Here is a 25,916-nt window from a genome sequence, read left to right on the forward strand (position 1 = left end):
TTTAGTTATTTATAGTAATACTATACCAAATTATTGTTTCTATTTCAATAACAATCTTGTCATAATTATCTCTTTGTGATACTATAAAAATGTATCAAAATGAGAGGTTGTGAAAATATGTACATATTAACAGCTGACGAAATCAGAGCAGTTGAAACCGACTGTTTTAAATATTATTCAACCGAAGCCGAATTAATGCTCAAGGCAGGCACAGCTTGTGCCGAAAGTATTATCGAAAAATACGGCGACAGCCTTGTTAACAGTTCTGTTGCTGTGCTGTGCGGAAACGGCAAAAATGCAGGTGACGGCTTTGTTATTGCAAGTCTTCTTTATGCCTACGGTGCAAATGCAAAAATCGTTCTTTGCGATAAAGAGCCTGAAATTGCCGAGCCTCTCAAATATTATAACGAGGCTGTAATGTCGGGTGTTCCCGTGGAATTTTTTAACAACAGCGTTCTTTCTGCCGATTATATCGTTGATTGTATTTTTGGCATTGGTTTTCACGGTGAAGCTCGCAGTCCGTTTGATAAGGTGTTCGAAACAGTCGCTAATAGTTCTGCTACAGTTATTTCTGTCGATACCCCAAGCGGTACAAATGCAACCGACGGTTCGGCTTGCAAAAATGCCGTCAAAGCTGATTTCACTGTCGCAATTTCCACTTTAAAGTTCTGTCATGTTCTTCCGCCGTCAAATGCTCTTTGCGGAGAAATAAAGGTCGTTAATATCGGTATTCCTGATGATTGCTATAACGATGATTATGCAACCGCAATAATGATTGATGATATAAAAAAACTTATTCCACCGCTTGAATATAATTCAAACAAAGGCTCAAACGGTCATCTCCTTTGCCTTTGCGGTTCGTACAAAATGCCGGGAGCGGGTGTTATATGCTGTGAATCCGCAATAAGAAGCGGTGTCGGACTTGTAAAGTTGACCGTTCCGAAATCTGCTTATCCTATTGTTGCGTCGCATCTTGTTCAACCGATTTTCAATCCTGTTGAGGAGTCAAACGGTATGTACAGCGAAAAAGCCATTGATGAAATATCAAACGATATGCAGTGGGCAAGTGCTATTGTTCTCGGTTGCGGTATGGGCGTCAGCGATGATACAAGAAAAATCACCGAATTTGTGCTGAAAAATTCAAAAGTGCCCGTTATTCTGGATGCCGACGGTATAAATTGCATAACTTTGAGCATAGATATATTAAAGGATGTTAAAGTGCCTGTTGTTCTTACGCCACATCCCGGTGAGATGTCAAGGCTCGTGTCAAAATCGGTGGAGGAAGTGCAGTCAAATCGTGTTGAAGTTGCAAAAGATTTTGCAAAGAAATACGGTGTTTTGATTGCATTAAAGGGTGCAAATACCGTAGTTACGGACGGAGAAACGGTGTTTGTGAATATGAGTGGCAATCCTGCAATGGCTATGGGCGGTACGGGTGATATGCTCAGTGGTATTATCGGCTCGTTTGTCGCACAAGGAATAAATCCATATGATGCAACAAAAGCAGGCGTGGTTATTCACGGCTTGTCGGGTGATAATGCCTCAAAAGCCATCAGCCAAAGAGGGATAACCGTTTTTGATATGATAGACCGGCTCGGTGCTTTAATGTCCGAATTTTGATATTCGGGTTGATTTTATGAAAAAATTAATATCATTTTCGATGTGCCTTGTGTTTCTGCTTTTGTGCGGCTGTTCAACCGTCAAAAGTACAGTTGAGTTAAAGCCGAAATATTCTCAAACCGCAACGGTCAAAATGGGCGAATATTCCTATTCTGCCAATGTGAAGTTTGACGGCAAGAGTGTGTACATAACCCCCACTTCAACAAATGCAAGCGGAATGACGATTTCCTGCAATGGCAAAGAGGTTGCTTTTTCAAGGAGAGATATGCTCACAAAGGCGGACAAATCAAAGGTTTCCGCCTATAATCCTGCCGTACTGTTTTATGACGCAATCACAACTGCTTCGGATTGTAAAAAGGTTGATAACGCTTATGTTTTTGACGGTAAAACTTCGGTCGGCAACTTCACTTTGACAGTCAATCAATCATCGGAACTTGTCAGCTTGAACATCCCCGATGCCGATTTCAGCATTGAGTTTGATGTTAACAGTAAATAAAATTAATAAATATATTATATAAATAGCAAAAAAGGCTTGATTTTTCAGGTCTTTTTTGTTATAATGCTAACGCATTCGTAAAAAAGAAAGCGAATTCGCACACAATGAGGTTGAGCCAAAGGTTACAAAATCGGCTCTTGCCATACTTCATTGTGGAGGATTAACCTTAAAGGAGGAAATGAAAATGGCAAATGTAGTTTCTATGAAACAGCTTTTAGAAGCAGGTGTACACTTTGGTCACCAAACAAGAAGATGGAACCCTAAAATGGCTGAATACATCTTCACAGAGAGAAATGGTATTTATATCATCGATCTTCAAAAGACAGTAAAGAAGTTGGACGAGGCTTATATGTTCGTTCGTGATCTCGCAGCAGAAGGCGGAAGCATTATCTTTGTCGGTACAAAGAAGCAGGCTCAGGAGAGCGTTAAGGAAGAGGCTATCCGTTGCTCAATGCCATATGTAAATGCAAGATGGCTTGGCGGTATGCTCACAAACTTCAAGACAATCCGTGGTCGTGTTGCTCGTCTTGCTCAGCTCAAGAAGATGCAAGAGGACGGCACATTCGATCTTCTTCCAAAGAAGGAAGTTGCAGGTCTTGAGCTTGAAATCGAAAAGCTTGAGAAGTACCTCGGCGGTATCACAGAAATGAAGAAGATTCCTGATGCAATGTTCATCGTTGACCCACGCAAGGAAAGAATCGCTGTATCAGAAGCAACAAAGCTCGGTCTTCCAATCGTTGCTATCGTTGACACAAACTGCGATCCTGATGAAATCGACTATGTAATTCCTGGTAACGACGACGCTATCCGTGCAGTAAAGCTTATTGCAGGTGCTATGGCTAACGCTGTTATTGAGGGTAGAGACGGTGCTGATGCAGTTGCTCCTGAAGAAGCTCCTGCAGCAGAAGAAGCAGCTGAATAATTAATTATAACTTAATTTTACTTTATTATATTGGAGGATATTATTATGGCATTTACAGCACAAGATGTAAAGGCTCTTCGTGAGAAGACCGGCGTTGGTATGATGGAGTGCAAAAAGGCTCTCGTTGAAGCTGACGGCGATATGGATAAGGCTATCGATTTCCTTCGTGAAAGAGGCCTTGCAGCTGCACAAAAGAAGGCATCAAGAATTGCCGCTGAAGGTGTGGTTCTCCCTTACTATGACGAAACTGCAAAGAAGGGTGTTGTCCTTGAGGTAAATTCAGAAACAGACTTCGTTGCAAAGAATGAAAAGTTTATGTCTTTCGTAGAAGGCGTTGCAAAGACAATCCTTGCAACAAATCCTGCCGATGTTGAAGCTCTTAAGGAAGAGAAGTTCAACGGCACAGACAGAACTGTTACAGAAACACTTAATGACCTCGTTCTTGCAATCGGTGAAAATATGAAGGTTCGCCGTTTTGAAAGAATGGACGGTATCGTTTCAACATACATCCATGCCGGCGGCAGCGTTGGTGTTATGGTTGGTTTTGATGTTGCAGACGAATCAAAGGCAGCTGATCCTGAATTTGTAGCTATGGGCAAGAATGTTGCTATGCAAATCGCAGCTATGAATCCTGAATATTTGAGCAGCGACGACATCTCTGCTGAAGAATCAGAGAAGATGCACTCAATCACTGTTGACAGTGCTCTCAACAAGCCTGATTCACTTCCTATTCCAATCCTCAGCAAGCTTATCGACGAAGCTATCAACGATAAGAAGTGGACTGATGAAGACATCACAATTTATCAGGGCCTTGACAATAAGCAAAGAAAGAACTTCACAAACTTCATTTCAAAGGAAGCTCTTGAAATCCTTGCAGGCATCGCAGTTTCACACAAGGACGAAATCGTTGATAACAAGATTTTCACAGGCCTTGTAAAGGGCAGACTCCAGAAGCAAATCAAGGAAGTTTGTCTTCTTGAGCAAGACTTCGTTCGTTCAGATCTCTTCCAGGGTTCAGTTGCAGGCTACATTGAAAGCGTTGCAAAGACTCTCGGCACAGAAATCAAGGCAACAAACTTCATCCGTATGATGAAGGGCGACGGCCTCGAAAAGAGAGAAGAAAACTTCGCAGAAGAAATTGCAAAGCAAATCAACGGCTAATTAACCGTAAATTTAATAAAAAATCATCGCTTGAAACTCTCTGCTTTAGGGGCTTTCAGGCGATTTTTTATGCTATTTTCCGACTACACAAAAATTTATAAATGGTTGAAATATGTTTGTTTCAAAAAAATAGATTTGTAAATCGGACTGATTTAAAAATATAAATTTAAATTTATATTTTTACGCCAACATTTTTTTCAATAGTGTTGTAAAAACAGTAAAATTATGGTATAATTTGCATATATTTTGGTTGTTTTAAAATTTTTGCGGACTGAAAATATTATATAGGGGTGTTTTTATGAAAAAAGTTATCAGCCTATTATTATCACTTTCTTTGATTTTCTCTGTCGGCTTGCCCGGTACTCTGGTTAATGCCGCAGAAAGCATCACTATTTATTATAATGATGCGGAACTTACTGAAACCTTGCACATCACCGAATACGATTCTGCACAGTTGGTCGCTCATTCGGAGTCGGAACTTCCGGCAGGCTCTACTGTTGAGTGGGAAAGCAATATGCCTTTGCTTGCGGATGTTGATGAAACAGGCGAGGTAACTGCGTACGATTACTCAAAAGCTGCCGTCATCAAATATTGGCTTGATAATGAGGTCCGCCCAACTCCACTCATCGGTAATGTAACCGCAGACGCTATTGAAAAGGCTTTTGCAAACGCGGGGATCGACCTTAATGACAGTAACCTCAATACAGAATTGGTTGTTGCTATTGTAAAGGGCATTAACCAAACCATGGGTGAATCTCTCGAAAAAATGCTGAATAATATGACAATCACAATCACTGCAAGACTTGTCAACGAAAGCGGAAAAGTTCTTGCTTCCGACAAGGCAGAGATTGCTGTTGATCAAAGTTTAGCAGGTAATATATGGCCTACGGGTGTACATATCACAAACAAAAAGACTGTTCCGAAAACTGTTGCTGTCGGCAAGCAGGTGCAAATGTACGGTGCCGTAACTCCTGTTCGACTTAAGCAAAGTGTTAAATGGAGCGTCGGCAAGGCTCTTGATACCGAGTCAAGGAAGCACGCAACAATTACCTCCGACGGTCTTGTAACCTTTACTTCTCCGGGTACTGTTTATATTCGTGCAAATCCCGACAACGCTCTTTATTCTGCGGTTACAGATACTGTTGAATTTAAGGTTGTTTCTCGTGAAGAACTTCCTGTTACCGATTTTTCAATCGGCGGAACTCTTGATATAAAAGAGGGCGAAACTTCACAGCTTACTATCGAAAATGCTTCTCCTGCCGGTGCATACACAGGCGATGTAAAGTGGGAATGTTCGGATTCGTCAGCCGCTGTCATTACTCAAGACGGTGTTGTTACTGCTCTTGATGCAGGTCAGGGCTTGCAGTTATCAAAAACTGTAACCATCACGGCGACAATTGACGGCGTTTCAAAAACAGCTTCGCTAAAAATTAACAGAAATATTATCGGCGACAAAATCAACAGCGTTGAAATCAACGGATATGAAAATATTGCACTTAACGAAACAAATAAGTATACTGCCGATGTGACCCCTGTAAGACTTAACACAAATACAGGCGTTGTGCGTCAGTGGGGATTATATGATTCACAGTCGGGCGAGCTTGTGCTTGCAACGGCAGACACTCCTGCCGATAACGGTTTTGCTTCGATTGATTCCAACGGCAATCTTGTTGCAAGAGAAGTCGGAATAATCAAAATCTATGTTAAGGTGTCTTATAATGACACTTCGCTTGAAGCCGAAAAAACCGTTTCATCGGGTGTTCCGATTACAAGTTTTTCTTTGTCAAAAGGCAACGGCTTTACTACAAATATTTTGACAGGCAGTAGGGACTCGTTCCTTGAAGAGGGTAAGACAGGTCAGCTTAATATCACAAACATTTTGCCGGAAGGTTATGACCCTGATTTGCTCAAGAATGTTGTTTGGAAAAGCTCCGATCCGTCTGTTGCATCTGTTGATGAAAATGGTAAGGTTTTTGGTCTTGATTCAGGCGGACTTACAATTTATAATGCTAAATCGGTTACAATTACTGCGATTATCGGCGGTGTGTCCTCATCTGTGACATTTAATGTCAGAGGTGCTTCTGTCAATAATCTTGTAAGTGCCTCAATTTCGGGAAATGATGTTGTTGTAAAAGACTTTCCGAGAGAGTATTCTGCAATTTTTTCTCCGTCAAGAATTAACGTCAAACATACTCATTGGGGACTTACATATGACGATGGTACTCGTCCGTGGAATTCGAGCTGGAACAGTACATCCGGCAACACAGAAAACAGCGTTGCAACAGTTGATTCAAACGGTAAGGTGTACGGAAAATCGGCAGGCACAACAACTCTTTGGGTCTTTGGCAGAGAGGGCGCAACCTCATTAAGCGGTTCTTATGTTGAGGCTTCAAAACAAATTCAAGTTGTTGAAATTCAGCCAAAAAATATAGCCGTAACCGCACCTGAAAAATATGATTATATCGAGGGCGAAACAGAACTTGATTTGACAGGCTTAAAGGTTTCTGCAACATATGACCGCAACGAATTGGCCAATTATTATTCGGATGCAGAAAGCTATGGCGATTCTATTTTAAGTGTTGATGTTGACGATTATGAAATAAGCGGATTTGACCCAACCTTGATTGATAGAGAGCAATATGTACTCGTAACTCTCGTCAGAGCAGGGGAGCAGTTCCGTGCTGTTTTTCCTGTAAAGGTTAATTCAAAAGCTGTTGAGTCAATTGACATTACTGCCCCAAAATATGCTTATGTTGAGGGTGTAAAACAGCTTGATTTGAGTGGATTAAAGGTATATGCAAATTACAGCAACTCACCTCGTGAAGAAGTTTTTGACTACACGGTTGACGACTCCGCTGTTGATTATTCAAAACTTGATGTGGAGCAAACGGTCAAGGTTGTTTATAAGCATTACGGTCGTTCGGCAACAGCCGAGTTTCCGATTATCATTTACGGAAAACCTGTTGTTTCTGTTGACACGGCAGATTATGACGGCTCGTGGACAGGCAAAGATGTTGCGTTCACTTTGAGCAGCACACATCAATTAGACGGCACTAAATATTATTATAATGTTGACGGTGGCGAGTGGAATGAAATTAACGGCAATTCTTTGACTGTTACTGAAAACACAGACAGCGTATATACATTCAAAGCGATTAACAGCGCAAAGATTGAAAGCGAAATTACACAGCCGTATACTGTTAAAATTGACAAAATTGTTCCGTCATTTACTCTTGTTCAGGATAATACAAACCTCACAAATCAGTCGTATTCTGTGAGAATTACAGATTTGAATATTGGTGCTTCAGGTGTCAAAGCGGTTTATCTCAATGGCAATGAGATTGACAGTCAAACGGAATTTACCGTTACTGAAAACGGAAATTATATTGTAAAAATCGTGTCAAACAGTTTGCTTGAAAGTGAGCAGAGTATCTCTGTAAACAATATTGATACCCAAAAACCGATTGTTACAGAAATTTCAATTGCTCACAAAGACACAAACGATTTTGCAAGACTGATAAACAAAATTTCCTTTGGTCTGTTTTTCAATAAAACTACCGAGCTGACTATCAGCGCCGAGGATGTTGGCGTTGCAGGTGTTGACAGAATTGAATATCGTTTTATAGATGAAAACGGCACACCGCTCAACGATTGGGCAGTGTATGATGACAGCAACAAACCGTTACAGGACAGCGATTTTAAAGGCTATGCCGAAGCGAGAGCAATAGACAAGGCGGGCAATGTATCCGACAGTAAGTCGACAGTTGGATATATCCTTGATGTTGAAGCTCCTACCGAGATTGTTGTCACGGCAGATGCTGACGGTGAAAATTACGAAAGCGACAGTTGGACATCAAATGATGTTACAATCAAACTTTCATCAACCGCTTTTTCGGGCATTTTCAGATATTATTATAGTCTTAACGGTTCAGACTGGGTTGAAATGGACAGCGACACACTTGTTGTAAAAGAGCAAGGCGAATGGAATTATAGATTCAAAGCGGTGTCTTATTCAAATAACGAAACTGTAACCGAAAATGACTTTGTTGTAAAGATTGACAAGACCGAGCCTGTTGTTCGTGTCGATTTTGAGGGTACATTTGGCAGATGGACTGCCGATGCCGTCAAGTTCAGTATGAGCATACTCAATCAGGCAATTTCAGGCGTTCATTATTATTTCAGCACCGACAACGGCAACAGCTGGATTCCTGCCGAGGAAGGTTCCGTAATCACTATTGATGAGGATGTTGACGCTTCGTACATATTCAAGGCTGTAAACGGTGCCGGGGTAGAGAGCAACTATTCCGACAGCTATCACATTATGATTGACACCGTTGCTCCAACTCTTGAATATACACTTGATGAAAACGAAAACAATGCTTCTTCGTATAAGGCATATTACAGGGTTAATACAGGTCTTTCAGGCTTGAAATCAGTCAGTGTAAACGGCAAGGATATAACCAATTCTGATTATTTTGAAGTAACGGATAACGGCAGATATGTCGTTGTAATGACTGCAAATAATGGGCTTACAACCACCGAAGTTATAAATGTCAACAATATTCCGGTTTCAGAAAAGCCTGTGCTTTATGTCACGCCTTCCGGAACTATCGGCAGTGAAACATCACAAACGGTTACATTTACGCTTTCTTCACCTAATTGCAATAACGCTGTTTATTATTATAATAACGGTGACTGTTGGATACAGATTGATGGTGATACCTTTGTTATTTCAAAAGCGGGTGATTATAATTTGACCTTCAAAGCTGTTTGCGGAGAACTTGAAAGTTATCCAAGTCCGACATATAGCGTTAAATTGACGGCTGATTATTACACCGCTGTGTTCAAAACTACTGTACTCGAAAGTAAGGATTCTGATACAGGAAGCGTTGCTCTTGGTGGAGTAAAGGTCTATGTTGATGACAAATTTGTCGGAACAACAGATGATGACGGCAAGGTTAGTTGCTTGCTCAAACAAGGTGAGCATAGCGTTTTGCTTGACAACGAAACTTTTAATAGAACGATGAAAGTTGATGTAACCGAAGATGTAGAATTTAATGCTCCTATGGTGGCACTTGACCTCAACAAGGACGGTTGTATCAACGCAAAGGATTATGTGATGATTAGAGAAATTGCTGATTCACAGCTCACTACACTCTATTCTGAAATCTTTATAAATTTCTATAACGAGTTCGACAGCACATTTTCTTATCAAAATTAATAATATAAAATTTATGCTTCCTCTTAATTTAGGGGAAGCATTTAAATTTATACATCTATATAAATTTCGGTTGACTTTGCATATCTTTAAAGGTAAAATAAAAGTAATAAAGCCAAGGGAGATAAAATATGCACGAACTCGGAGTAGTATTTTATGTTATTGATGATGTTGAGAGGGTAGCAAAAGAAAATGATGTTGAGCACATTCATTCTGTAACTCTTGAAATCGGCGAGGTTTCAAGCGTCATTCCCGAATATCTTTTGGATTGCTGGAAATGGGCGATTAAAAAGCACGATATTCTTATTGATTGTGAGCTGAAATTTGAACCGATTGAAGCCGTGACTTATTGCGAAGATTGTCAAAGTAATTATTCTACTGTTGAGTTTGGGAAAATTTGTCCTCGTTGTGGCAGCGAAAACACTTATTTAATCAAAGGAAATGAATTTAATATTAAAGAAATTGAGGTTTATTAACGGAGATAAGCTATGAGATAAGTTTTTAAAAATTGTACGCTTCTTGACGGTACAAAAGATATGAAGCCACATCCTAATACAGATGTCGCTGTTGAAAATGGAGTTGATTCCATCGAGCACGGTTCAAGCCTTACTCAAAAGGAAATTGACACCTTTAAGAAATACAATGCAGTTTTGGTTTGCACTCTTTCTCCTGCAATGCCTATGGCAAAGTTTAAGCGAGAAACTCTCGGTATCAGCGAGGCTGTTCAGTAAAATTCAAATATTGTTTTTAATAATATGATTATCGGTACAAAAACAGCGCTTGAAAACGGTATTACCGTTGGTCTTGGCACGGACACAGGCTGCCCTTAAACAACACACTACAATATGTGGCGTGAACTTCATTATTTTGAAAGAAATGTCGGAGTTTCACCTGAATATGCACTCTACACAGCAACACCCAACAATGCTCAAATCCTTGGAATTGCCGATGAAACAGGCAGTATTGAGGTTGGCAAATGTGCCGATATGCTCATTTCAAACGACAATCCGTTTGAGGATTTCAGAGCACTCAGCGAGCCGTATATGGTTGTTTGCCGTGGTAAGATCTTCAAAGAACAAAAAATCAAGAAGTATCCAAAATGTGATGAAGAACTTGATAAATTTTATGATTGTTGAGCTGAAAAAATATGATAAAAATAGATGATAACAGCCGAATTCTGTTTTTCGGCGATAGTGTGACCGACATAGATTTTAATCGTCAGTATGACCATTTGCTTCACGGCAAGCAGGTTTATGCCATTAATATCGGCGAGAAAATCAAGAAAAAGTTTCCTAACGCCGAGGTGTTTTACAAGGGAATTGTTGATGACAGAACCTACAATCTTTGCAATAGAATGGACGATGATTGCATTGCGCTGAAACCGAATGTTGTGATTATGCTTGTTGGTGGAAATGATGCTTGGGAGGAGTATTCTCCGGAATTGTGCCCACCGCCAAATCAAACTTTGGAATCAAATATGGATGAGCTCTTCGGTAGAATGAAAAATGAACTTGATGATGCTCAAATTCTCTATGTTCTTCCGTTTTTGGTTGACACGCTCGAGGAGTTTCACCCGTTTATCAAAACGCTAAATCGGTTTAGAGAACGACTTAAATTGTCGGCACAGGCAAACGGAATAGAAGTTCTTGATTTGCAACCTCTGCTTGATGAAGCACAAAAAACATTTTCTCCGCAGGAACTTTCAGCCGATTCGTTTCATCCAACCGACCTTTGCCACAAAATTATTTCCGATGAAATATTGAAGCAATTATCTCTTGACACGGAATAATCTGTGTATTATAATATTTTTTGGAAAAAAGGGAGTAGTTAGCATTTGCATCGCAAATGTTGCACAGTCCGTCAGTACGGGAAAACCCGGATTGTGCAGTTCCGTTTTGGTAGTAACAAGACTTTTGCCATTTTTATGGCAGAAGTCTGTTTTTTATTTTAATACAAAAGGAGAATTTTATGGAAGCATTACTATTAAGAACATCTGTTTTGCAGGAATTTGCCAATTTGTTCTCTAATGTCGGAGAGATAAAATGGCAAATGGTTTTGATGTGGGCAGTCGGCGGATTGCTTGTTTATCTTGCAATTGCAAAAGAGATGGAACCAACACTTTTGTTGCCGATGGGCTTCGGAACAATTCTTGTCAACTTGCCGTGGTCAGGCGCAATCACTCAACCCGGCGCAGAAGAAGGACCGATTGACACCCTATTCAATGCAGGTATTGCCAATGAACTTTTCCCGCTGTTGCTGTTTATCGGTATCGGCGCAATGATAGACTTCGGTCCGTTGCTTAAAAATCCATGGTTGATGCTTTTCGGCGCTGCCGCACAGTTTGGCATATTCTTTACATTCTTTCTTGCAAGTTTCTTCTTTGATGTCAACGACGCTGCCTCAATCGCAATTATCGGTGCAGCTGACGGCCCGACATCGATCTTCGTTGCAAATGAGCTTAACTCCAAGTATCTCGGCGCAATTATGGTCGCAGCGTATTCGTATATGGCTCTTGTGCCGATTGTTCAGCCTCCGGTTATCAAGGCTGTCACAACCAAGAAAGAACGCCAAATCCGTATGAAATACTCTGCAGGCGAGGTGTCAAAAACAACCAAGATTTTGTTCCCGATTGTTGTAACCGTTATTGCGGGTCTTGTTGCTCCAAAATCGGTTGCTCTTGTCGGCTTCTTGATGTTCGGCAACCTCATCAGAGAATGTGGCGTGCTTAATAATCTTTCAGAAACCGCACAGAATTCTTTTGCAAATATCATCACAATTCTTTTGGGTATTACAGTTGCAGGCAGAATGAACTATAAGTCTTTCGTTCAGTGGGACACAATTTTGATTCTTGCTCTCGGTTTGGTTGCGTTTGTATTCGACACAATCGGCGGTGTTATGTTTGCAAAGTTCCTCAATTTGTTCTTGCCAAAGGATAAAAAAATCAACCCTATGATTGGTGCTGCAGGTATTTCTGCATTCCCAATGAGCGGTAGAGTTGTCAACCAAATGGGACTTAAAGAGGACAATCAAAACTTCTTGCTTATGCAGTCAATCAGCGTAAATGTTTCGGGTCAAATCGCCTCGGTTATCGCAGGTGGCTTGATTTTAACACTTGTTTCTTAATTTATAAAAAGGAAAAATATTATGCAGAATTTATTGATTTCGGTTTTAACCGTGTTTACAATGGCAATCCACGCAAACAGCTGGAAAACCTCACTTCCTGTTGTTTTGTACGGAATGCTCGGTATTTTTATTGTCATCGGAGTAATCGTTCTTGTGACTTATTTGCTCAACAAACTTACTTCCAAGAAAAAAGGTGATTCCGATAAATACGAATAACAAAATGTGCTTATCCGCTTTTGCATAAGTGGATAGTTCAACATCATCATACAAGAAAAACAGCTTAAACATTATGCTTAAGCTGTTCATCTTGTCTGTTGCGAGATTTACTTTTTTGTAAATCTCGTCTTTTTTATTGTGTGGTTGCTACATTATTTTAAAAGACCTATTCAAAAAGTATTGACACATATATAAACTTATGACAGAATAAGTGTAATGAATAAGCAGAGGAGTTTTGTTATGATAAAGTTAAAAAATGCTGTTGGCTATATTAGAATTAATTCTAATGAACTATCTGATGTTGAATTCGGTATAGAAGAACAAAAACAGGCTATATTGAAATATGCCAATGATAATGGCTATGGCATAGTAGAATGGAAAATAGATACCGTTAACGGTGCAAATGATTCTTGTCCCGAATTAAATGAAATATTATATGGCGATGTTTCAAATCCTCCGTTTGAGGCAGTTATTATTTTTGAAAATGATGTATTTGCTCATGATATAAAACTGTTCTTTTATTATTTTTATGTTCTTGATAAAAAGAACATAAAACTTCTTTGTACGCAACAGAATTTTGCCGAAGGAGATAAAGTGGCAAATGCTTGTCATGATTTAATTTGTTATGTGGCTGAACAAGAGAGAAGAAATATAGCTTTAAGGACAGGCAGGGCCAGAAGTATAAAAGCCTCTTGCGGTGGCTACAGTGGTGGCAGATGTCCTTATGGATACAAAGTTAAGGCAGGCAGGTTGGTTATAAACGAAGATGAACGACCGATAGTAGAATATGTATTTAAAAGATACGATGAACACATACCGATGCTGACGATAGCAGATGAACTTAATGATTTAGGCTATCGTACTCGAAAAGGAACAAAGTTACACGATACAAGCGTTAGAAGTATTGTCAACAACCGACCTTTGTATGAGGGAATGTATAAGTATGGCAAAACTATGAATTGGGTAAAAGGGGTTCATGAACCTATATTAAATAAAAATAATACGGATGAAAATTTATAATTGGAAAAGAATTGAAGAACGCTTTTTCAAAGTGTTTTAGTAATTTTATTATTTGAAATTAACAATAAAAAAGAGAGAACAAGGGGCACATTACATAAAGAATAAATGCTCAAAAAATCAAATAAACAGCGAAATACTGCGTTAAATTTACAGTGAAGGCGGCAAGCCTGCCCTGTAAATTATGCCTTGTCTTTCATTTGTTTCTTTGATTTTTGAGTGCAAAGCAGTTTAAGCAAACTGATTTTGTTCAGTGTGCATTAATAAAATCCCGTTAATACTTGCGTATTAACGGGATTTTTTAATAGTGCAATGGGCAAAATTCAGAAAGCTTAAACCAATTACTTCCTTATGCAGTGTGCCCCAATGTCCCTCTTTTTATTTATGCCATTTTGGATTATTGCATTTTTGCTTCACGCTTTGCTTCAAGTTCCTTTTGTGCTTGCTCTTTCACCTTGCCGGTGTAGTCGTTGAAGAACATAGGAATGATTGTAAGCAAGAAACCGATTGCCGGAACAATTGTTACAAGAGCAACAAGCATTTTTTGTGTGCTCTCTGATTGCTGGAAGAAAATCTGTCTGCCTGCGATGTCAACAAGTGATTTGTCAACAGGCTTAAAGTCTGTTCTGTCAAGGATTTGACCAAATACAAATGTTGCAACAGCAGCGTTAACTTTTGAAAGGAAGGTCTGGAATGCAAAGCATACACCCTCTTGACGCTCGCCTGTTTTCCATTCAAGATAGTCAACTGCGTCTGCAATGAGTGCATATGTGATTACATTGTAAATGCCGAGTGGGAGACCCATAAGGAAGAGGAATACCCACAAAACGTAGATGTTAACCTTTGTTACATCCTGTGCCATAACTACATAGCAAAGTGCGTGAACAACCATACCGAAGAGTGCTGAACCGATGTAGATTTGCTTGAGTGAAAGCTTCTTTCTGAGAACAGGGAAGAGAGCCATAGCAGGCACCATACCAACACCGATTGCAACTGTAAGAGTTGTTACGATAGTTCCACGAGGAATCCAGAAATCGTATGCAGCGGCAGCGTCAACATTGTCGATGAGCAACTTCTGCGCACCAGGGAGGAAATCTTGGAAAATCTGTGTAAAGTCTGTGTAGTTTTGGATGATAATATAGTTGCCGATGTAGTCTGCGCACTGGTTAGCAGTAACCATTGTTGAGCCGAGAACAGCAGCAAAAATAACGATGATGAGGAGCTTGTTTTTGCCAAGAACAACAAATGTTTCCTTGAATGACGGAGTGTGGTCCATCTTTGGAACTCTTTCCTTTGAAACAAAGAAAATGAGAATAGAAAGTGCACATCCGAGAACTGCAAAGATTACACCTGAAAGGAAGAAGCCCTTTGTGTAGCCCATATTGCTCTGATAAAGAATCGGAACAAGAAGTGCCGGCAAGATACCGCCGAATGTTGAACCAAGTCTTGCAGTTGAGATGAATGATGTTCTTTCGCTTTCAAGCGGAGTGATTACAGATGAAAGTCCCCAGAACGGAACATCCTGTACTGTAAATGCAACACCCCAAAGGATGTATGTAACAAGTGCCCATACAAATGCTGCCGTTGAACCTTCTTCAAAAGGTGCAGAGAACAATGCAATTGTTGTCAATGCAATCGGCACAGGGGATAACAAAAGATATGGACGCATCTTGCCCCATTTCGACTTTGTTCTGTCAACAATCATACCCATTACAGGGTCGTTGAGTGCGTCAAAAATTCTGCCGATAAGAATAATTGTTGTGCCTTGTTTAAGTGTCAAGCCTGCTCCGTTTTGGAAAAATACGAGAGTAAACATTGACATAAGTGTATATATGCCTGAACGGCCGAACGCACCGACTGTAAAGCAAATGCGCTCTTTCATTGTTAAATATTTTTTCTGCTCCATTAAATCTTCCTCGCTTTAATTGCTGGCATAATAATAGGTTTTTCCTCACCGGCATTCATCATTTCGTCGATAAGCTGTTGCTTCAATTCTTCACGAACTTCTGCATAAGCCTTGTTTTTGATAAGATTATACTTTTCAATCGGGTCTTTTTCCAAATCGTAAAGATAATCTTCAAAGTAAACCTTTGCCTTTGCGTGAATGTATCCGCAAGGACTTGCGTCTCTAATTGAATATTTGTATTTGTCGGTTCTGATAGCTCTTGAGTTTGAAGCCTCGCTGACCTGAATAAATACATTCTTTCGTGGTGGCTCTTCACCGCTTACTTGCTTTGCAAGGTCGATACCCATATACTGCTTTGGAATATCAATGCCCGCCATAGCCATAAGTGTCGGCGGAATGTCAATGAGTGATGAAAGCCTTGTTTCTCTTTTGCCACCCACAAATTCGCCACCCTTGATGATGAGCGGTGTATGTGTTGCACTTTCGTGGCAAGAACGCTTGTATTCAAGGTTTCTTGTTTTGAAGTGACTGCCGTGGTCGGAGGTATAAATAATGATTGTGTCATCATAAATTCCTTCGTCCTTGAGCTTTTGCACAAGTCTGCCGACATTGTAGTCAAGTCGGTTGATGGCTGACATATAGTCAGGGTACATTTCTTTGTAGTCGCCCTTCATAAATGTCAAATCATCAGGAAGCGGATAGTTCTTGTAGTCGTCTATTGTTTCTTTGAATCCCTCATAGCAATGGTGGTCGTTTTGATGATGAGGTTCAAGCTGACTGATGAACATAAAGAAAGGTTTATCCTTATCCCTGTTTTCTATGTATTCTGTTGCATAGTCGTTTATGCAGTCTGCTCTGTATCCGGTAAAATTGATTTTTGTACCGTTTTCATCAAATATAAATCCGTCATATCCGTGTGACGTAAATTCCAAAACATCGGCACCACGGAAGTATTGATATTCACCGAGTCGCTCTTTTGGAATTGCTGTTGCTTCGCAGTGCATACCGATGCCCGGTAATCTGTCCGATGCCAAATGCCATTTTCCGATGTACGCCGTTTGATAGCCTGCATTGTTGAAGTAATGTGCAAGGCTCGGAGTACCGTCAGGAAGCGGAATACCGTTCCAATAACAACCGATTTGTGTTGCATAAAGTCCTGATTGCAGGCATGCTCTCGCAGGTCCGCAAACAGGCTGGCAGGTGAAGTTGTTTTCAAACATAACACCCTCGTTTGCCAACTGCATCAAATTAGGAGTTACTTGGCTGTTAACCGTGTCCCAACGCTGTTGATCGGAAAAATAGAATATAATGTTTTTTTGCTTCATAATTTCCCCCTTTATTTTTGTTTACCGTGCAATAAATCCTGCTATTGCATTGTAGAAGTTAACAAGTGCAACGGATGTTACGATAACGGTAAATATTTTTTGTATAACTTTCTCATTAACCTTTTTGTTCATTTTTGCACCCACGATACCGCCGAGAGCCGCACACAAAATTGCAACAATAAGTGTAACAACATCAAACTTTGGTATTGTATGTGTAACCCCAAGGGTAATGAGCTTTGAAAGCTGACTGAAAAAGATTGTGCCAACGCTGTAAACGGCAGCTTCTTTTACGGTCATAGAGAAGAATAGCACCAAAAATGCAACATTGATAGGGCCACCGCCTACTCCCAAAAACGATGCGATAAATCCGAGAGTTAAGCCAACAATAATGATAGGCACAGGCCTTGTGAGTTTGAAACTCTTTGCATTTTTTGTGTTTACATATATAACGGATACCACGAGCAATATGCCCAAAACAAGACCTTGAATACTCTTTAACAGTGAGTTGTTGAACAAGGTCAGGAAGTAATCAAACAGTTTTGAACCGCAAATACCGCCGGCAACAGCACCTATTGAAAGATAAATGATTATGCCAAATTCGATTTTTGTCTTTGCTTTAATGTGCTTAATAGTTGAGGTTATGCTCATACTGAACACCGCACAAGCAGAGATGAAGTTAACCACTGCAATTGTGTCGTGACCGATTAAATCAAGAAGTGGCTTGATGATTACACCACCGCCAAGACCAACGAATGCCCCGAAAAATGTGGCGGCAAAAATAACAACCGCATATATTAAACAAAAAACCATTTTATCTCCAATTCTATTTGTTTTAATTCGTTGACATAAATCCGTCCGATTGATATAATCAAATTAAGGATGGTTGATTTTATGCCTATTTCAGTTATGATAAAGCCGTCATCATCGGCTTGTAATTTAAAATGTGAATACTGCTTTTATACCTCTCTTGCAGAAAAACGAGATGAGGCGTTCAAAGGGTATATGAACGAAAAAACAGCTCAAAATGTTATCAAAAGTGCTCTTGAATATGCCAATTCAACAGAAGTGATTTTTACCTTTCAGGGTGGCGAACCTTTGCTTTCGGGCATAGAATTTTTTAGGATGTTCATAAAAAAAGAACAAGAACTTAATACAAAAGGTTCAAAGATAACAAATTGTATTCAAACAAACGCAACTCTAATTGATGAGCAGTGGTGCGAATTTTTCAAATCAAACGGTATCTTGGTCGGTGTGTCGCTTGATGGTGACCGTGAACTCAATTCCTACCGAATTTATAAAGACGGCAGGGAATCGTTTGACGATGTTATGTCTGCAATCGAACTTTTGAAAAAATACAATGTACAGTTCAATATTTTGAGCGTGTTGACTTCTCGACTTGCTCAAAATTTCAGAAAATCTTATCGCTTTTTTAAAAGTAATGACTTGCACTTTTTGCAATATATCCCGTGCCTAAAGGAATTTGGCGAGGAAAACAGCGAATATGCAATGTCTGTTGACGATTATGCAAGCTATTTGAAATCGGGGTATAAACTTTATTTCAACGATATAAGCCGAGGTACGCAGATGTCAATCCGACAGTTTGACAACTATCGACTTCTTATGCAGGGCAGACCTGCCGAGCAATGCGGAATGAACGGTTTTTGCTCCGAACAATTCGTTGTTGAAGGTGACGGCTCAACTTATCCGTGCGATTTTTATTGCATAAATGAATGTTACCTAGGTAATATAAATGAGGTTTCATTCTTAAAAATGCGAGAAAGCGAAATCTTCAAATCTTTTGTAAAATCATCATATGCCATTGATGAAAAGTGCAAAGAATGTTGCTATTTTCGTCTTTGCAGGGGTGGCGGATGCAAGCGAAACAGAGTTTCTGCCGACTACTGCGAGGCATATAAAATGTTTTTTGAAAATATAATCTGTTTTTAAAGCTAATAAACATTATACATTTTTTTATATATAAAGTCAACGTCAACGAATATAAAAATTTGTACACACCGATACAATATGTTGATAATTTACAGTTTATTTGTGCTTATACAAGTGTATAATTATCTATTTTGCATATTGACACTGATATTACATATTGTTATAATACATTATACAAATTGTTAATTTGAGGATAATTCATTATGAGCAGAAAGATGAAGCACAGCGAAAAGCTTGCTTATAAATACAAATTCCTGCGTGAAAAGATTATTGAATCATATCGCAGGGGATGTAAAATTCTTAATATCGTAAAAATCGTATTTTCTGTTATATTTGTGATTTTTAGTTTGATTGTGGCATCTGCCATCAGAGATTCAAGCGACAAAACCGTTTGGCTTATTTGGTGGGTTGTTATTATATTTGTTGCTGTTACGGTGTTCACAATAACTGATTATTGCAAGTATCTTGTAAAAGATAAGGTCATACCGTATTTGCTTGATGATGACCAGCTTGAATTTGGCGAATATGACATTTTTAAGGACGATGATGACGAAGAAGAGGAGGACAGCGACGAATGAAAAATATATTCAAGATTTTCAAAAGAGATGTAAAAAAGATATTTACCAACTCAATGGCTATCATTCTTGCTGTCGGTGTTGCTCTTTTGCCAAGCCTTTATGCGTGGTTCAATATTTATGCAAACTGGGACCCGTATGGCAAGACAGGCGCTATGAAGGTTGCCGTTTGTAACGAAGATGAGGGCGCAACATACAAAAAACTTGAAATTGCCATAGGTGACCAAATTTGCGATAACTTAAAGGGTAATGATTCTATTGATTGGCAGTTCGTTTCAAAAAAAGATGCCGTAAAAGGCGTTGAAGCAGGCAAATATTATGCCGCTATTGAGATTCCGAGCGGATTCAGTAAAAACCTTGCGTCTATTGTTACCGATGATTATGAACGACCGCAAATTGTTTATTATGCAAACGAAAAGAAAAATGCTATTGCAACAAAAATCACCGACAAGGTTGTGCAGACTGTTCAAACAACGGTAAATGAATCGTTTGTAACTACTGTTGTTGATGTGCTCAGTGCTGTTATCGGCTCTGCAATGGAAGCCGACCCGGTATCGGGTGAGGATACTTTTGATCATCTCAAAAATCAAGTTGGCAATGCAAGAGAAACGATTGATACTATTTCAGATTCCCTCACAAGCCTTGAAAAACTTTTGAATATGACCAAAAATATGAATATTGACACCAAGGAACTTAATTCATTTCTCAAAGACACCGATTCGATGATTAATGATACCTCCGATGCCGTAAGGCTCACTCAAGAGGCAATGGGTTCAATGACCGATTCAATCGGCAATATTCTTGACAGCACTTGCGAAACACTTGATGAAGCTGCAAAAACAATTGATAAGGTGGCAAACAAGGATTTGTCAAGTGTTACTGCAACTACAAAGCAGGTCGCAGCACAACTTGACGGCGTAAAAGATGAACTTGATGAAATTTGCAAGATCCTTACAAAAATTAATTCTGCTTTGCCAAAGCCTATATCTGAAATTAACGCTCTTACAGTAAGACTTACCAATGTCAGCAAGTCGCTTCAAATCATTTCTTCGGGACTTGTTAAGGCGTCTAATGTTGATTATGATAAAAACGCTTATAATAATGCCAAAAAGCTCCGCAAGGTTTCCGCTTCGCTCAGAAGTGCTGCGGATAATTATGACGACAATGTAGCACCTGCATTGACCCAGACTATTGACAGCCTTGTTATAACTCTAGGTGATTTGTCGGATATGCTCGATAATTTCCAGGATAAAGCACCTGAAATCAGCTCTTTTGCGGCAACTTTAAAGGATTGTGCGGATACAGGCGACAGCCTTGTTATCTCTATGAATAAGGTGCTCAAAAACACCGATAAAAAGCTTAAAAGTCTTATTGATTTGATAGATAATATCAGGGACAGCGAAATGGTGAATGCCGTTGTGAACCTTACGACCAAAAACGGCGGCGACCTCGGAGAGTTCCTTGCTTGCCCTGTTGAAGTAAAAACAGATAAGGTTTACGGAATCGAAAACTACGGTTCTGCTATGGCACCTTTCTATTCAACTCTTGCAATTTGGGTTGGCGCAATTATGCTTGTTGCCCTTGTAAACACAAATGTCAAGAAGAAAAAAGAGATTTCACCGTTGCTGAAACCTCATGAAGAATTCTTCGGCAGAAGTCTTTTGTTCCTGTGTATTGCGATTGTTCAGGGCTTGATTATCTGCCTTGGTGACCTCTATTTCTTGAAGATACAGTGCTATCACCCTGTCAAATTCCTGTTTGCAGGTGTGCTTGCCTCGATAGTTTATTCGTTCTTTATATATTCGATTGTATATACCTTTGGCGATATAGGCAAGGCAATAGGTGTTATTATGCTTGTTGTTCAGATTGGTGGTTCAGGCGGTACTTTCCCGATAGATGTAACACCTCGATTCTTCGTGTCAATCAATCCGTATATCCCGTTCACCTTTGTAATTGAAGCTATGCGTGAATGTATTTGCGGAACATATGGTAATGACTATTGGATTGATCTGCTTAAACTTCTTGCTTATGCAGTCGCAGGACTTATTATCGGATTGCCGGTTAAGGCGATTGTCAAAAAGCCTGTCAAGTTCTTTGAAAAGAAGATTGAAGAAACAGGATTGTTCTAACTTTTCAGCTCCCTTTGTGCACACAAGGGGAGTTTGTTGTTATAAATTTTTAACTTATTGTGTACATTTTCTCTTTTGGATTGTAAAAGTAGCATTTTGTGATATAATGTGTTGGGTGATAAAATGGCAAAGATTACAAAAATTGCAATAACCGGAGCACCATGCTCGGGGAAAACATCTGCTGTGGAAAGACTTGCGGCAGATTTATATTCAGCTAGCAGAGATGTCTTTATTTGTCCCGAGTCGGCATATGAGGTTATCGCAAGTGGCGCAAGCAGGGAGAATTACCTTGCTTTTGAAACTCTTGTTGCAAAAAAACAGCTTGAAAATGAAGCGGAAATACTGAAAAAAGCAGAGCAAAGCGATAAAAATGAGGTTGTTATTATTTATGACCGTGGCATTACCGATTGTTTCAGCTATGTTGAAGACAAGGATGCCCTTGCTGAAAATATCGGCATTAACATTGTTGATTCGTGGGCAAGATATGACGCTTTGATTGTTATGGAAACTGCACCCGAAAGCGAGTATTTTTCAACTTTTGCACGAATTGAAACCTATGAAGAAGCACTTGAATATCAAAAGAAATTGCTTGCCGTAACTGTTGGACACTCACATTTGCGCTTTATAAAAAACGAAAGCACTTTTGAAGAAAAATATATTTATTGCAAGGCAGAATTTGAGTCCGTTTTGAGCGGATATGAGATTGAAAAAAAGTTCCTTGTTGAATATCCTGATTTTGCTTCTCTTGAAAAATATAATCCGTTTAAGGCGGAGATTTCACAAACCTATTTGCTTTGTGCAGTCGGCTCTCACAGAATCAGAAAAAGAGGTTCAAACGGCACATTCACCTATTTTGAAACTCTAAAAATTCGTGTAACAGACTCTTGTTCCGAAGAAATTGAAAACATTATTTCGGAGCAAAAATATAACGAACTTATGGAAAGCGCCGACCCCGATAAAAACACAATAATAAAGGACAGATATTGCTTTTTGTATGAAGGTCAATATTTTGAACTTGATGTTTTTCGTTTTTGGGATGACCGTGCATTCCTCGAACTCGAACTGAAAAGCGAAAATCAAGAATATAAGCTACCGCCTGAAATCAAAGTAATTGAGGATGTTTCGGACGATTATCACTATAAAAACAGTTATTTGGCAGGATTGAAATTATGAAAATAGTAAAACCGACATTCTATAAGAATTTTAAATGTATTGCAGGTGCTTGCCCTGACTCCTGTTGTCAGGGATGGGAGGTAGACGCAGACATTGAGTCCCTTGAATATTACAAAACCCTTGACCCGTCACTCGAAATCAAGCAGAGAATTGACCGTGTTCTTTCAAAAGACGAATTTGACAACACGATTTTTACCCTTGCACCAAAAAAGCGTTGCCCTTTTTTGAATGACGAAAATCTTTGCGATATGCACATAGCAATCGGCGGGGAACACACTCCGTATACTTGCCGTACTTTTCCAAGATTTATTTATGATTTTGGCGGAACAAGGGAAATAGGCATTTCGTTTTCTTGCCCTGTTGCTTCTGATATGATGTACGATTTGCCGTCATTTGAGTTTGAGGAAGAAATGACAGATGAACTTCCGTCACTCAATGATATTGACGGTATGCTGTATTATACCCTTGTAAAAGCAAGGAAAGAGGCATATGCAAAAGTAAAAGATAAGTCAAAACCTATCAGTCAACGACTTTCAAATCTCCTTGATTTTGCACAGGATTTGCAGTCGCAACTTGACGATTATCCTGACGGAAATGATGAAAGTATAGACTTTTTTGAGGTCTTTGAAAATCCCGAATTAATCAATCCGGAGTGGGAAATCAAGGTTGAAAACAGGGAAGTTAAGCCTATTTCAAATGTTCAGGCAAACGAAAATATTGCGATGTATTTTTTGTATAAATATTTCTTGCAAGCTGTTTATGACAGAGATGTTTTGAGCAAGGCAAAAATGGCTGTTGTGGGCGTTCTTGTTAATACATATTTTGGCGAGGATAGCTGGACAATTCACCTTTGGAGCAAAGAAACAGAACATTCACAGTATAATATGGACAGATATAAAAAACTCCTTAAAACCGCTAAATGCCTGTCCGTAGAAGAACTTAAAAAACGTCTTATTAAATAACAAAAAATCCCGATTTTGTATCGGGATTTTTTATGTTAATTATTAAATATTGCATCAATAAGTGTTTCGTACACAGCAGCAGGGTCAGATATGAATTTGTCTTTTATCAATTCTGCCTGTGTATCTGTAACTGCAAAAAGTTCAAGATTCATAAAGTCTGTTGTGTTGTCGCTGACTTTGAGATGAACCTTGTATCCTCCGTCAACCTGTTCGCAAATAACCTTGTTCTCACGCTTGTATGATTCTCTTGCAATAACCTTTTGACAAGCCTTTATGCTTCTTTGTCTGATAGTCAACGGCAAGTCTTTTTCAATAAGTGCAATTTCCTTGACATCCTGCTCGTCCATATAGAGCATTTTGTCATCACCCTCGTTGATTGTGCCTGCTTTTATGAGCTTGTTCACCGCATCTGAAATCTCAAAATAATTGGCAATCATTGCATCGTTTACAGCCTCAATTATTGTTGCGGCACTTACTCTTTTGTTCATATTTGCAACTATGTAGCAAACAAGCATATATATTGAGCTTACACTGCGAAGACCGCCGTCTTTGACATTTGCCATAAAAGCGTCAAATCGCATTTTCGGCTCTATAATTTTTTCTGTATTTTCGTTCATTTTATTACCTCTTTTTGCTTTTCTGCTCTATATATTAGCACATATTTTTTCATCTTGCAAACATTACTTGCAAATATGTACAATATATATTATAATATAGTATATTTATATTATGGAGTATTATGGTAATTGATGGTTAAATTGACAAAACGCTTGCAGGCAATAGCCGATATGGTTCAAAAGGGAAGTGTCCCTGTTGATGTGGGCACAGACCACGGCTACATTCCTGTGTTTCTTGTTGAAAATCAAATATGCCAAAGAGCAGTTGCCTGCGATATAAACGAAGCACCGCTTAATTCCTGTCGTTTTCTTGTTTTTCAATCGGGACTTGATGACAAAATAAAATGTGTTTTGTCAAACGGATTGCAGGAAGTTAGCGAAGATTTCGACACCGTTATTATTGCAGGAATGGGCGGAGAACTGATTGCGGATATTCTTTCAAGAGCGGATGATATTCATTCAAAGAATATTATTCTCAATCCAATGACCCATCCTGAAATTGCAAGAAAGTGGCTATATGATAACGGCTTTGAAATAGCCAAAGACATTATTGTTGCTGATGGCAAGCATCACTACAGCGTTCTTTCTGCCGAGTTTTCAGGCAATGTTGCAGAAAAATCACAGATTGATTATTACTTGGGAGCAATTACAGATTTCAGCGATAAAGAATACTTTGAGCATTTGCTCGTTTATTTGAAGAATAAGCAAAAATCAGGGCTATGCCTTGATGATTTGATAAAAGCTATTGAGGAAAAAATATGACTACCGTAAAAAATATTTATGATTATATCAATTCCGTTGCACCTTATGAGTCACAAGAGGAGTGGGACAATTCCGGTCATCTTGTCGGCGATTTCAGAAAAGAAGTAAAAAAGGTTGTTATGTCGCTTGATTGCACAAAGGCAGTTGTCAACTTCGCAAAGGATATCAATGCCGATTTGGTGCTCACCCATCATCCGTTGATTTTTGGCGGATTGAAAAATGTAATGAGTGACACGGCGGTGTATAATCTTATAAATTCAAACATTGCATATCTTTGTGCTCACACAAATTTTGACAAGGCTGAATGTGGTATAAACACCAATCTTGCAAAATTGTTGGGTTTGAATGATACCTACACAATGTGTGATGGTTTTGTTCTTGTCGGCTCGCTTGATTCTCCGATGAGTATGGATGATTTTGCGGAATATATTGAGCAACAGCTCGGCACGGCAGGTATCAGATATATCGATACCGACAAACTTATCAAAACTGTTGCAGTCGGTGGAGGTGCGTGCAGTGAATTTATGTTTGACGCACTTCAAAAGGCAGATTGCTTTGTGACAGGTGATTTGAAGTATCACGAAATGCTTGATGCATCAGAAGCAGGCTTTGCGGTTGTGTCAGCCGGCCATTTTGAAACGGAGAACTTGCCGTTTCTTATGTTTAAAGAAAATTTAGAACAGATTTTCACAGATGTTGAATTTGTTGTTGCACCTCGTGAAAATCCTGTAAAAACAATTTAGAATA

Annotated in this window: 23 protein-coding genes; 19 read left to right on the forward strand and 4 right to left on the reverse strand. The window is 39.3% G+C overall.

Going from position 1 to position 25,916, the window contains the following annotated elements:
* Positions 1–117: 117 nt before the first annotated feature.
* From B5D29_RS02945 to B5D29_RS03000, 12 genes are all read left to right on the forward strand, one after another.
* Positions 118–1,620, forward strand: a complete 1,503-nt coding sequence (locus tag B5D29_RS02945; RefSeq protein ID WP_159443383.1) for an NAD(P)H-hydrate dehydratase — start codon at positions 118–120, stop codon at positions 1,618–1,620.
* Between the two features lie 16 nt (positions 1,621–1,636).
* A complete protein-coding gene (locus B5D29_RS02950) occupies positions 1,637–2,116 on the forward strand; it encodes a hypothetical protein (protein ID WP_078768089.1) in 480 nt (159 codons plus the stop codon).
* A 184-nt stretch (positions 2,117–2,300) separates the two neighbouring features.
* Complete coding sequence (gene rpsB / locus B5D29_RS02955) at positions 2,301–3,038, forward strand: 30S ribosomal protein S2 (RefSeq protein ID WP_078768090.1); 738 nt, start codon at positions 2,301–2,303, stop codon at positions 3,036–3,038.
* Positions 3,039–3,083: 45 nt separating this feature from the next.
* Positions 3,084–4,199: a translation elongation factor Ts gene (gene tsf, locus B5D29_RS02960; RefSeq protein ID WP_078768091.1), complete on the forward strand. Its 1,116-nt coding sequence runs from the start codon at positions 3,084–3,086 to the stop codon at positions 4,197–4,199.
* 298 nt (positions 4,200–4,497) lie between these two features.
* Positions 4,498–9,420, forward strand: a complete 4,923-nt coding sequence (locus tag B5D29_RS02965; RefSeq protein ID WP_078768092.1) for an Ig-like domain-containing protein — start codon at positions 4,498–4,500, stop codon at positions 9,418–9,420.
* Between the two features lie 128 nt (positions 9,421–9,548).
* Complete coding sequence (locus tag B5D29_RS02970; protein WP_078768093.1) at positions 9,549–9,893, forward strand: hydrogenase maturation nickel metallochaperone HypA; 345 nt, start codon at positions 9,549–9,551, stop codon at positions 9,891–9,893.
* Positions 9,894–9,953: 60 nt separating this feature from the next.
* Positions 9,954–10,148 (forward strand): hypothetical protein, encoded by a 195-nt coding sequence (locus tag B5D29_RS02975; protein WP_078768094.1) that lies wholly within the window; start codon positions 9,954–9,956, stop codon positions 10,146–10,148.
* 114 nt (positions 10,149–10,262) lie between these two features.
* The gene (locus tag B5D29_RS02980; protein ID WP_078768095.1) at positions 10,263–10,553 is read left to right on the forward strand and encodes an amidohydrolase family protein; all 291 of its coding nucleotides are present in this window, start codon (positions 10,263–10,265) and stop codon (positions 10,551–10,553) included.
* A gap of 11 nt (positions 10,554–10,564) precedes the next feature.
* The gene (locus B5D29_RS02985) at positions 10,565–11,206 is read left to right on the forward strand and encodes a GDSL-type esterase/lipase family protein (RefSeq protein WP_078768096.1); all 642 of its coding nucleotides are present in this window, start codon (positions 10,565–10,567) and stop codon (positions 11,204–11,206) included.
* Positions 11,207–11,385: 179 nt separating this feature from the next.
* Entirely contained in the window at positions 11,386–12,540 is a 1,155-nt protein-coding gene (locus tag B5D29_RS02990) for a sodium ion-translocating decarboxylase subunit beta (protein ID WP_078768097.1), read from the forward strand.
* Positions 12,541–12,561: 21 nt separating this feature from the next.
* The gene (locus tag B5D29_RS02995; RefSeq protein WP_242941731.1) at positions 12,562–12,756 is read left to right on the forward strand and encodes a hypothetical protein; all 195 of its coding nucleotides are present in this window, start codon (positions 12,562–12,564) and stop codon (positions 12,754–12,756) included.
* A gap of 240 nt (positions 12,757–12,996) precedes the next feature.
* Positions 12,997–13,776 (forward strand): recombinase family protein, encoded by a 780-nt coding sequence (locus B5D29_RS03000; RefSeq protein WP_078768098.1) that lies wholly within the window; start codon positions 12,997–12,999, stop codon positions 13,774–13,776.
* A gap of 394 nt (positions 13,777–14,170) precedes the next feature.
* Here the strand turns inward: B5D29_RS03000 and B5D29_RS03005 are convergent, their stop codons facing one another.
* Genes B5D29_RS03005 through B5D29_RS03015 form a run of 3 tightly spaced genes read right to left on the reverse strand, consistent with a single transcriptional unit; the run spans position 14,171 to position 17,814 of the window.
* The gene (locus B5D29_RS03005) at positions 14,171–15,679 is read right to left on the reverse strand and encodes an MFS transporter (RefSeq protein ID WP_078768099.1); all 1,509 of its coding nucleotides are present in this window, start codon (positions 15,677–15,679) and stop codon (positions 14,171–14,173) included.
* Positions 15,679–17,004 carry a sulfatase-like hydrolase/transferase gene (locus tag B5D29_RS03010; protein ID WP_078768100.1) on the reverse strand — a complete coding sequence of 442 codons (1,326 nt, stop codon included), beginning with the start codon at positions 17,002–17,004 and terminating at the stop codon, positions 15,679–15,681. The genes B5D29_RS03005 and B5D29_RS03010 overlap by 1 nt, the downstream gene beginning before the upstream one ends.
* Positions 17,005–17,025: 21 nt before the next feature.
* A complete protein-coding gene (locus tag B5D29_RS03015) occupies positions 17,026–17,814 on the reverse strand; it encodes a sulfite exporter TauE/SafE family protein (protein ID WP_078768101.1) in 789 nt (262 codons plus the stop codon).
* 81 nt (positions 17,815–17,895) lie between these two features.
* On the opposite strand from B5D29_RS03015, the gene B5D29_RS03020 reads away from it, so the two are divergent.
* The 5 genes from B5D29_RS03020 to fliB all read left to right on the forward strand — a co-directional run bounded on the left by B5D29_RS03020 (position 17,896) and on the right by fliB (position 23,790).
* On the forward strand, positions 17,896–18,951 hold the full coding sequence (locus tag B5D29_RS03020; protein WP_159443384.1) for a radical SAM/SPASM domain-containing protein: 1,056 nt from the start codon (positions 17,896–17,898) through the stop codon (positions 18,949–18,951).
* A gap of 203 nt (positions 18,952–19,154) precedes the next feature.
* Complete coding sequence (locus tag B5D29_RS03025; protein ID WP_078768103.1) at positions 19,155–19,529, forward strand: hypothetical protein; 375 nt, start codon at positions 19,155–19,157, stop codon at positions 19,527–19,529.
* Positions 19,526–21,655, forward strand: coding sequence for a YhgE/Pip domain-containing protein (locus B5D29_RS03030; protein WP_078768104.1), 2,130 nt, complete (start codon positions 19,526–19,528; stop codon positions 21,653–21,655). The genes B5D29_RS03025 and B5D29_RS03030 overlap by 4 nt, the downstream gene beginning before the upstream one ends.
* Before the next feature lie 123 nt (positions 21,656–21,778).
* Positions 21,779–22,828 carry an AAA family ATPase gene (locus B5D29_RS03035; protein WP_078768105.1) on the forward strand — a complete coding sequence of 350 codons (1,050 nt, stop codon included), beginning with the start codon at positions 21,779–21,781 and terminating at the stop codon, positions 22,826–22,828.
* On the forward strand, positions 22,825–23,790 hold the full coding sequence (gene fliB, locus B5D29_RS03040) for a flagellin lysine-N-methylase (protein WP_078768106.1): 966 nt from the start codon (positions 22,825–22,827) through the stop codon (positions 23,788–23,790). The genes B5D29_RS03035 and fliB overlap by 4 nt, the downstream gene beginning before the upstream one ends.
* Before the next feature lie 35 nt (positions 23,791–23,825).
* Here the strand turns inward: fliB and B5D29_RS03045 are convergent, their stop codons facing one another.
* Positions 23,826–24,407, reverse strand: coding sequence for a DUF4364 family protein (locus tag B5D29_RS03045; protein WP_078768107.1), 582 nt, complete (start codon positions 24,405–24,407; stop codon positions 23,826–23,828).
* A 132-nt stretch (positions 24,408–24,539) separates the two neighbouring features.
* Here B5D29_RS03045 and B5D29_RS03050 point away from each other — a divergent pair, with 132 nt between their 5' ends.
* Together B5D29_RS03050 and B5D29_RS03055 are read left to right on the forward strand one after the other, a co-directional pair.
* Entirely contained in the window at positions 24,540–25,169 is a 630-nt protein-coding gene (locus B5D29_RS03050; RefSeq protein WP_078768108.1) for a class I SAM-dependent methyltransferase, read from the forward strand.
* The gene (locus B5D29_RS03055) at positions 25,166–25,912 is read left to right on the forward strand and encodes a Nif3-like dinuclear metal center hexameric protein (RefSeq protein WP_078768109.1); all 747 of its coding nucleotides are present in this window, start codon (positions 25,166–25,168) and stop codon (positions 25,910–25,912) included. Before B5D29_RS03050 ends, B5D29_RS03055 begins: the two co-directional genes overlap by 4 nt.
* Positions 25,913–25,916 lie beyond the last annotated feature (4 nt).

Source organism: Eubacterium coprostanoligenes, from assembly GCF_900167205.1.
In the GTDB taxonomy this organism is placed as follows: Bacteria; Bacillota; Clostridia; order Oscillospirales; family Acutalibacteraceae; genus Eubacterium_R; species Eubacterium_R coprostanoligenes.

Bases quoted from the DNA above. Each gene is read 5' to 3' on its own strand.
- B5D29_RS02945 (WP_159443383.1), top strand. From the start codon at position 118: ATGTACATATTAACAGCTGACGAAATCAGAGCAGTTGAAACCGACTGT.
- B5D29_RS02950 (WP_078768089.1), top strand. From the start codon at position 1,637: ATGAAAAAATTAATATCATTTTCGATGTGCCTTGTGTTTCTGCTTTTG.
- rpsB (WP_078768090.1), top strand. From the start codon at position 2,301: ATGGCAAATGTAGTTTCTATGAAACAGCTTTTAGAAGCAGGTGTACAC.
- tsf (WP_078768091.1), top strand. From the start codon at position 3,084: ATGGCATTTACAGCACAAGATGTAAAGGCTCTTCGTGAGAAGACCGGC.
- B5D29_RS02965 (WP_078768092.1), top strand. From the start codon at position 4,498: ATGAAAAAAGTTATCAGCCTATTATTATCACTTTCTTTGATTTTCTCT.
- B5D29_RS02970 (WP_078768093.1), top strand. From the start codon at position 9,549: ATGCACGAACTCGGAGTAGTATTTTATGTTATTGATGATGTTGAGAGG.
- B5D29_RS02975 (WP_078768094.1), top strand. From the start codon at position 9,954: ATGAAGCCACATCCTAATACAGATGTCGCTGTTGAAAATGGAGTTGAT.
- B5D29_RS02980 (WP_078768095.1), top strand. From the start codon at position 10,263: ATGTGGCGTGAACTTCATTATTTTGAAAGAAATGTCGGAGTTTCACCT.
- B5D29_RS02985 (WP_078768096.1), top strand. From the start codon at position 10,565: ATGATAAAAATAGATGATAACAGCCGAATTCTGTTTTTCGGCGATAGT.
- B5D29_RS02990 (WP_078768097.1), top strand. From the start codon at position 11,386: ATGGAAGCATTACTATTAAGAACATCTGTTTTGCAGGAATTTGCCAAT.
- B5D29_RS02995 (WP_242941731.1), top strand. From the start codon at position 12,562: ATGCAGAATTTATTGATTTCGGTTTTAACCGTGTTTACAATGGCAATC.
- B5D29_RS03000 (WP_078768098.1), top strand. From the start codon at position 12,997: ATGATAAAGTTAAAAAATGCTGTTGGCTATATTAGAATTAATTCTAAT.
- B5D29_RS03005 (WP_078768099.1), bottom strand. From the start codon at position 15,679: ATGGAGCAGAAAAAATATTTAACAATGAAAGAGCGCATTTGCTTTACA.
- B5D29_RS03010 (WP_078768100.1), bottom strand. From the start codon at position 17,004: ATGAAGCAAAAAAACATTATATTCTATTTTTCCGATCAACAGCGTTGG.
- B5D29_RS03015 (WP_078768101.1), bottom strand. From the start codon at position 17,814: ATGGTTTTTTGTTTAATATATGCGGTTGTTATTTTTGCCGCCACATTT.
- B5D29_RS03020 (WP_159443384.1), top strand. From the start codon at position 17,896: ATGCCTATTTCAGTTATGATAAAGCCGTCATCATCGGCTTGTAATTTA.
- B5D29_RS03025 (WP_078768103.1), top strand. From the start codon at position 19,155: ATGAGCAGAAAGATGAAGCACAGCGAAAAGCTTGCTTATAAATACAAA.
- B5D29_RS03030 (WP_078768104.1), top strand. From the start codon at position 19,526: ATGAAAAATATATTCAAGATTTTCAAAAGAGATGTAAAAAAGATATTT.
- B5D29_RS03035 (WP_078768105.1), top strand. From the start codon at position 21,779: ATGGCAAAGATTACAAAAATTGCAATAACCGGAGCACCATGCTCGGGG.
- fliB (WP_078768106.1), top strand. From the start codon at position 22,825: ATGAAAATAGTAAAACCGACATTCTATAAGAATTTTAAATGTATTGCA.
- B5D29_RS03045 (WP_078768107.1), bottom strand. From the start codon at position 24,407: ATGAACGAAAATACAGAAAAAATTATAGAGCCGAAAATGCGATTTGAC.
- B5D29_RS03050 (WP_078768108.1), top strand. From the start codon at position 24,540: ATGGTTAAATTGACAAAACGCTTGCAGGCAATAGCCGATATGGTTCAA.
- B5D29_RS03055 (WP_078768109.1), top strand. From the start codon at position 25,166: ATGACTACCGTAAAAAATATTTATGATTATATCAATTCCGTTGCACCT.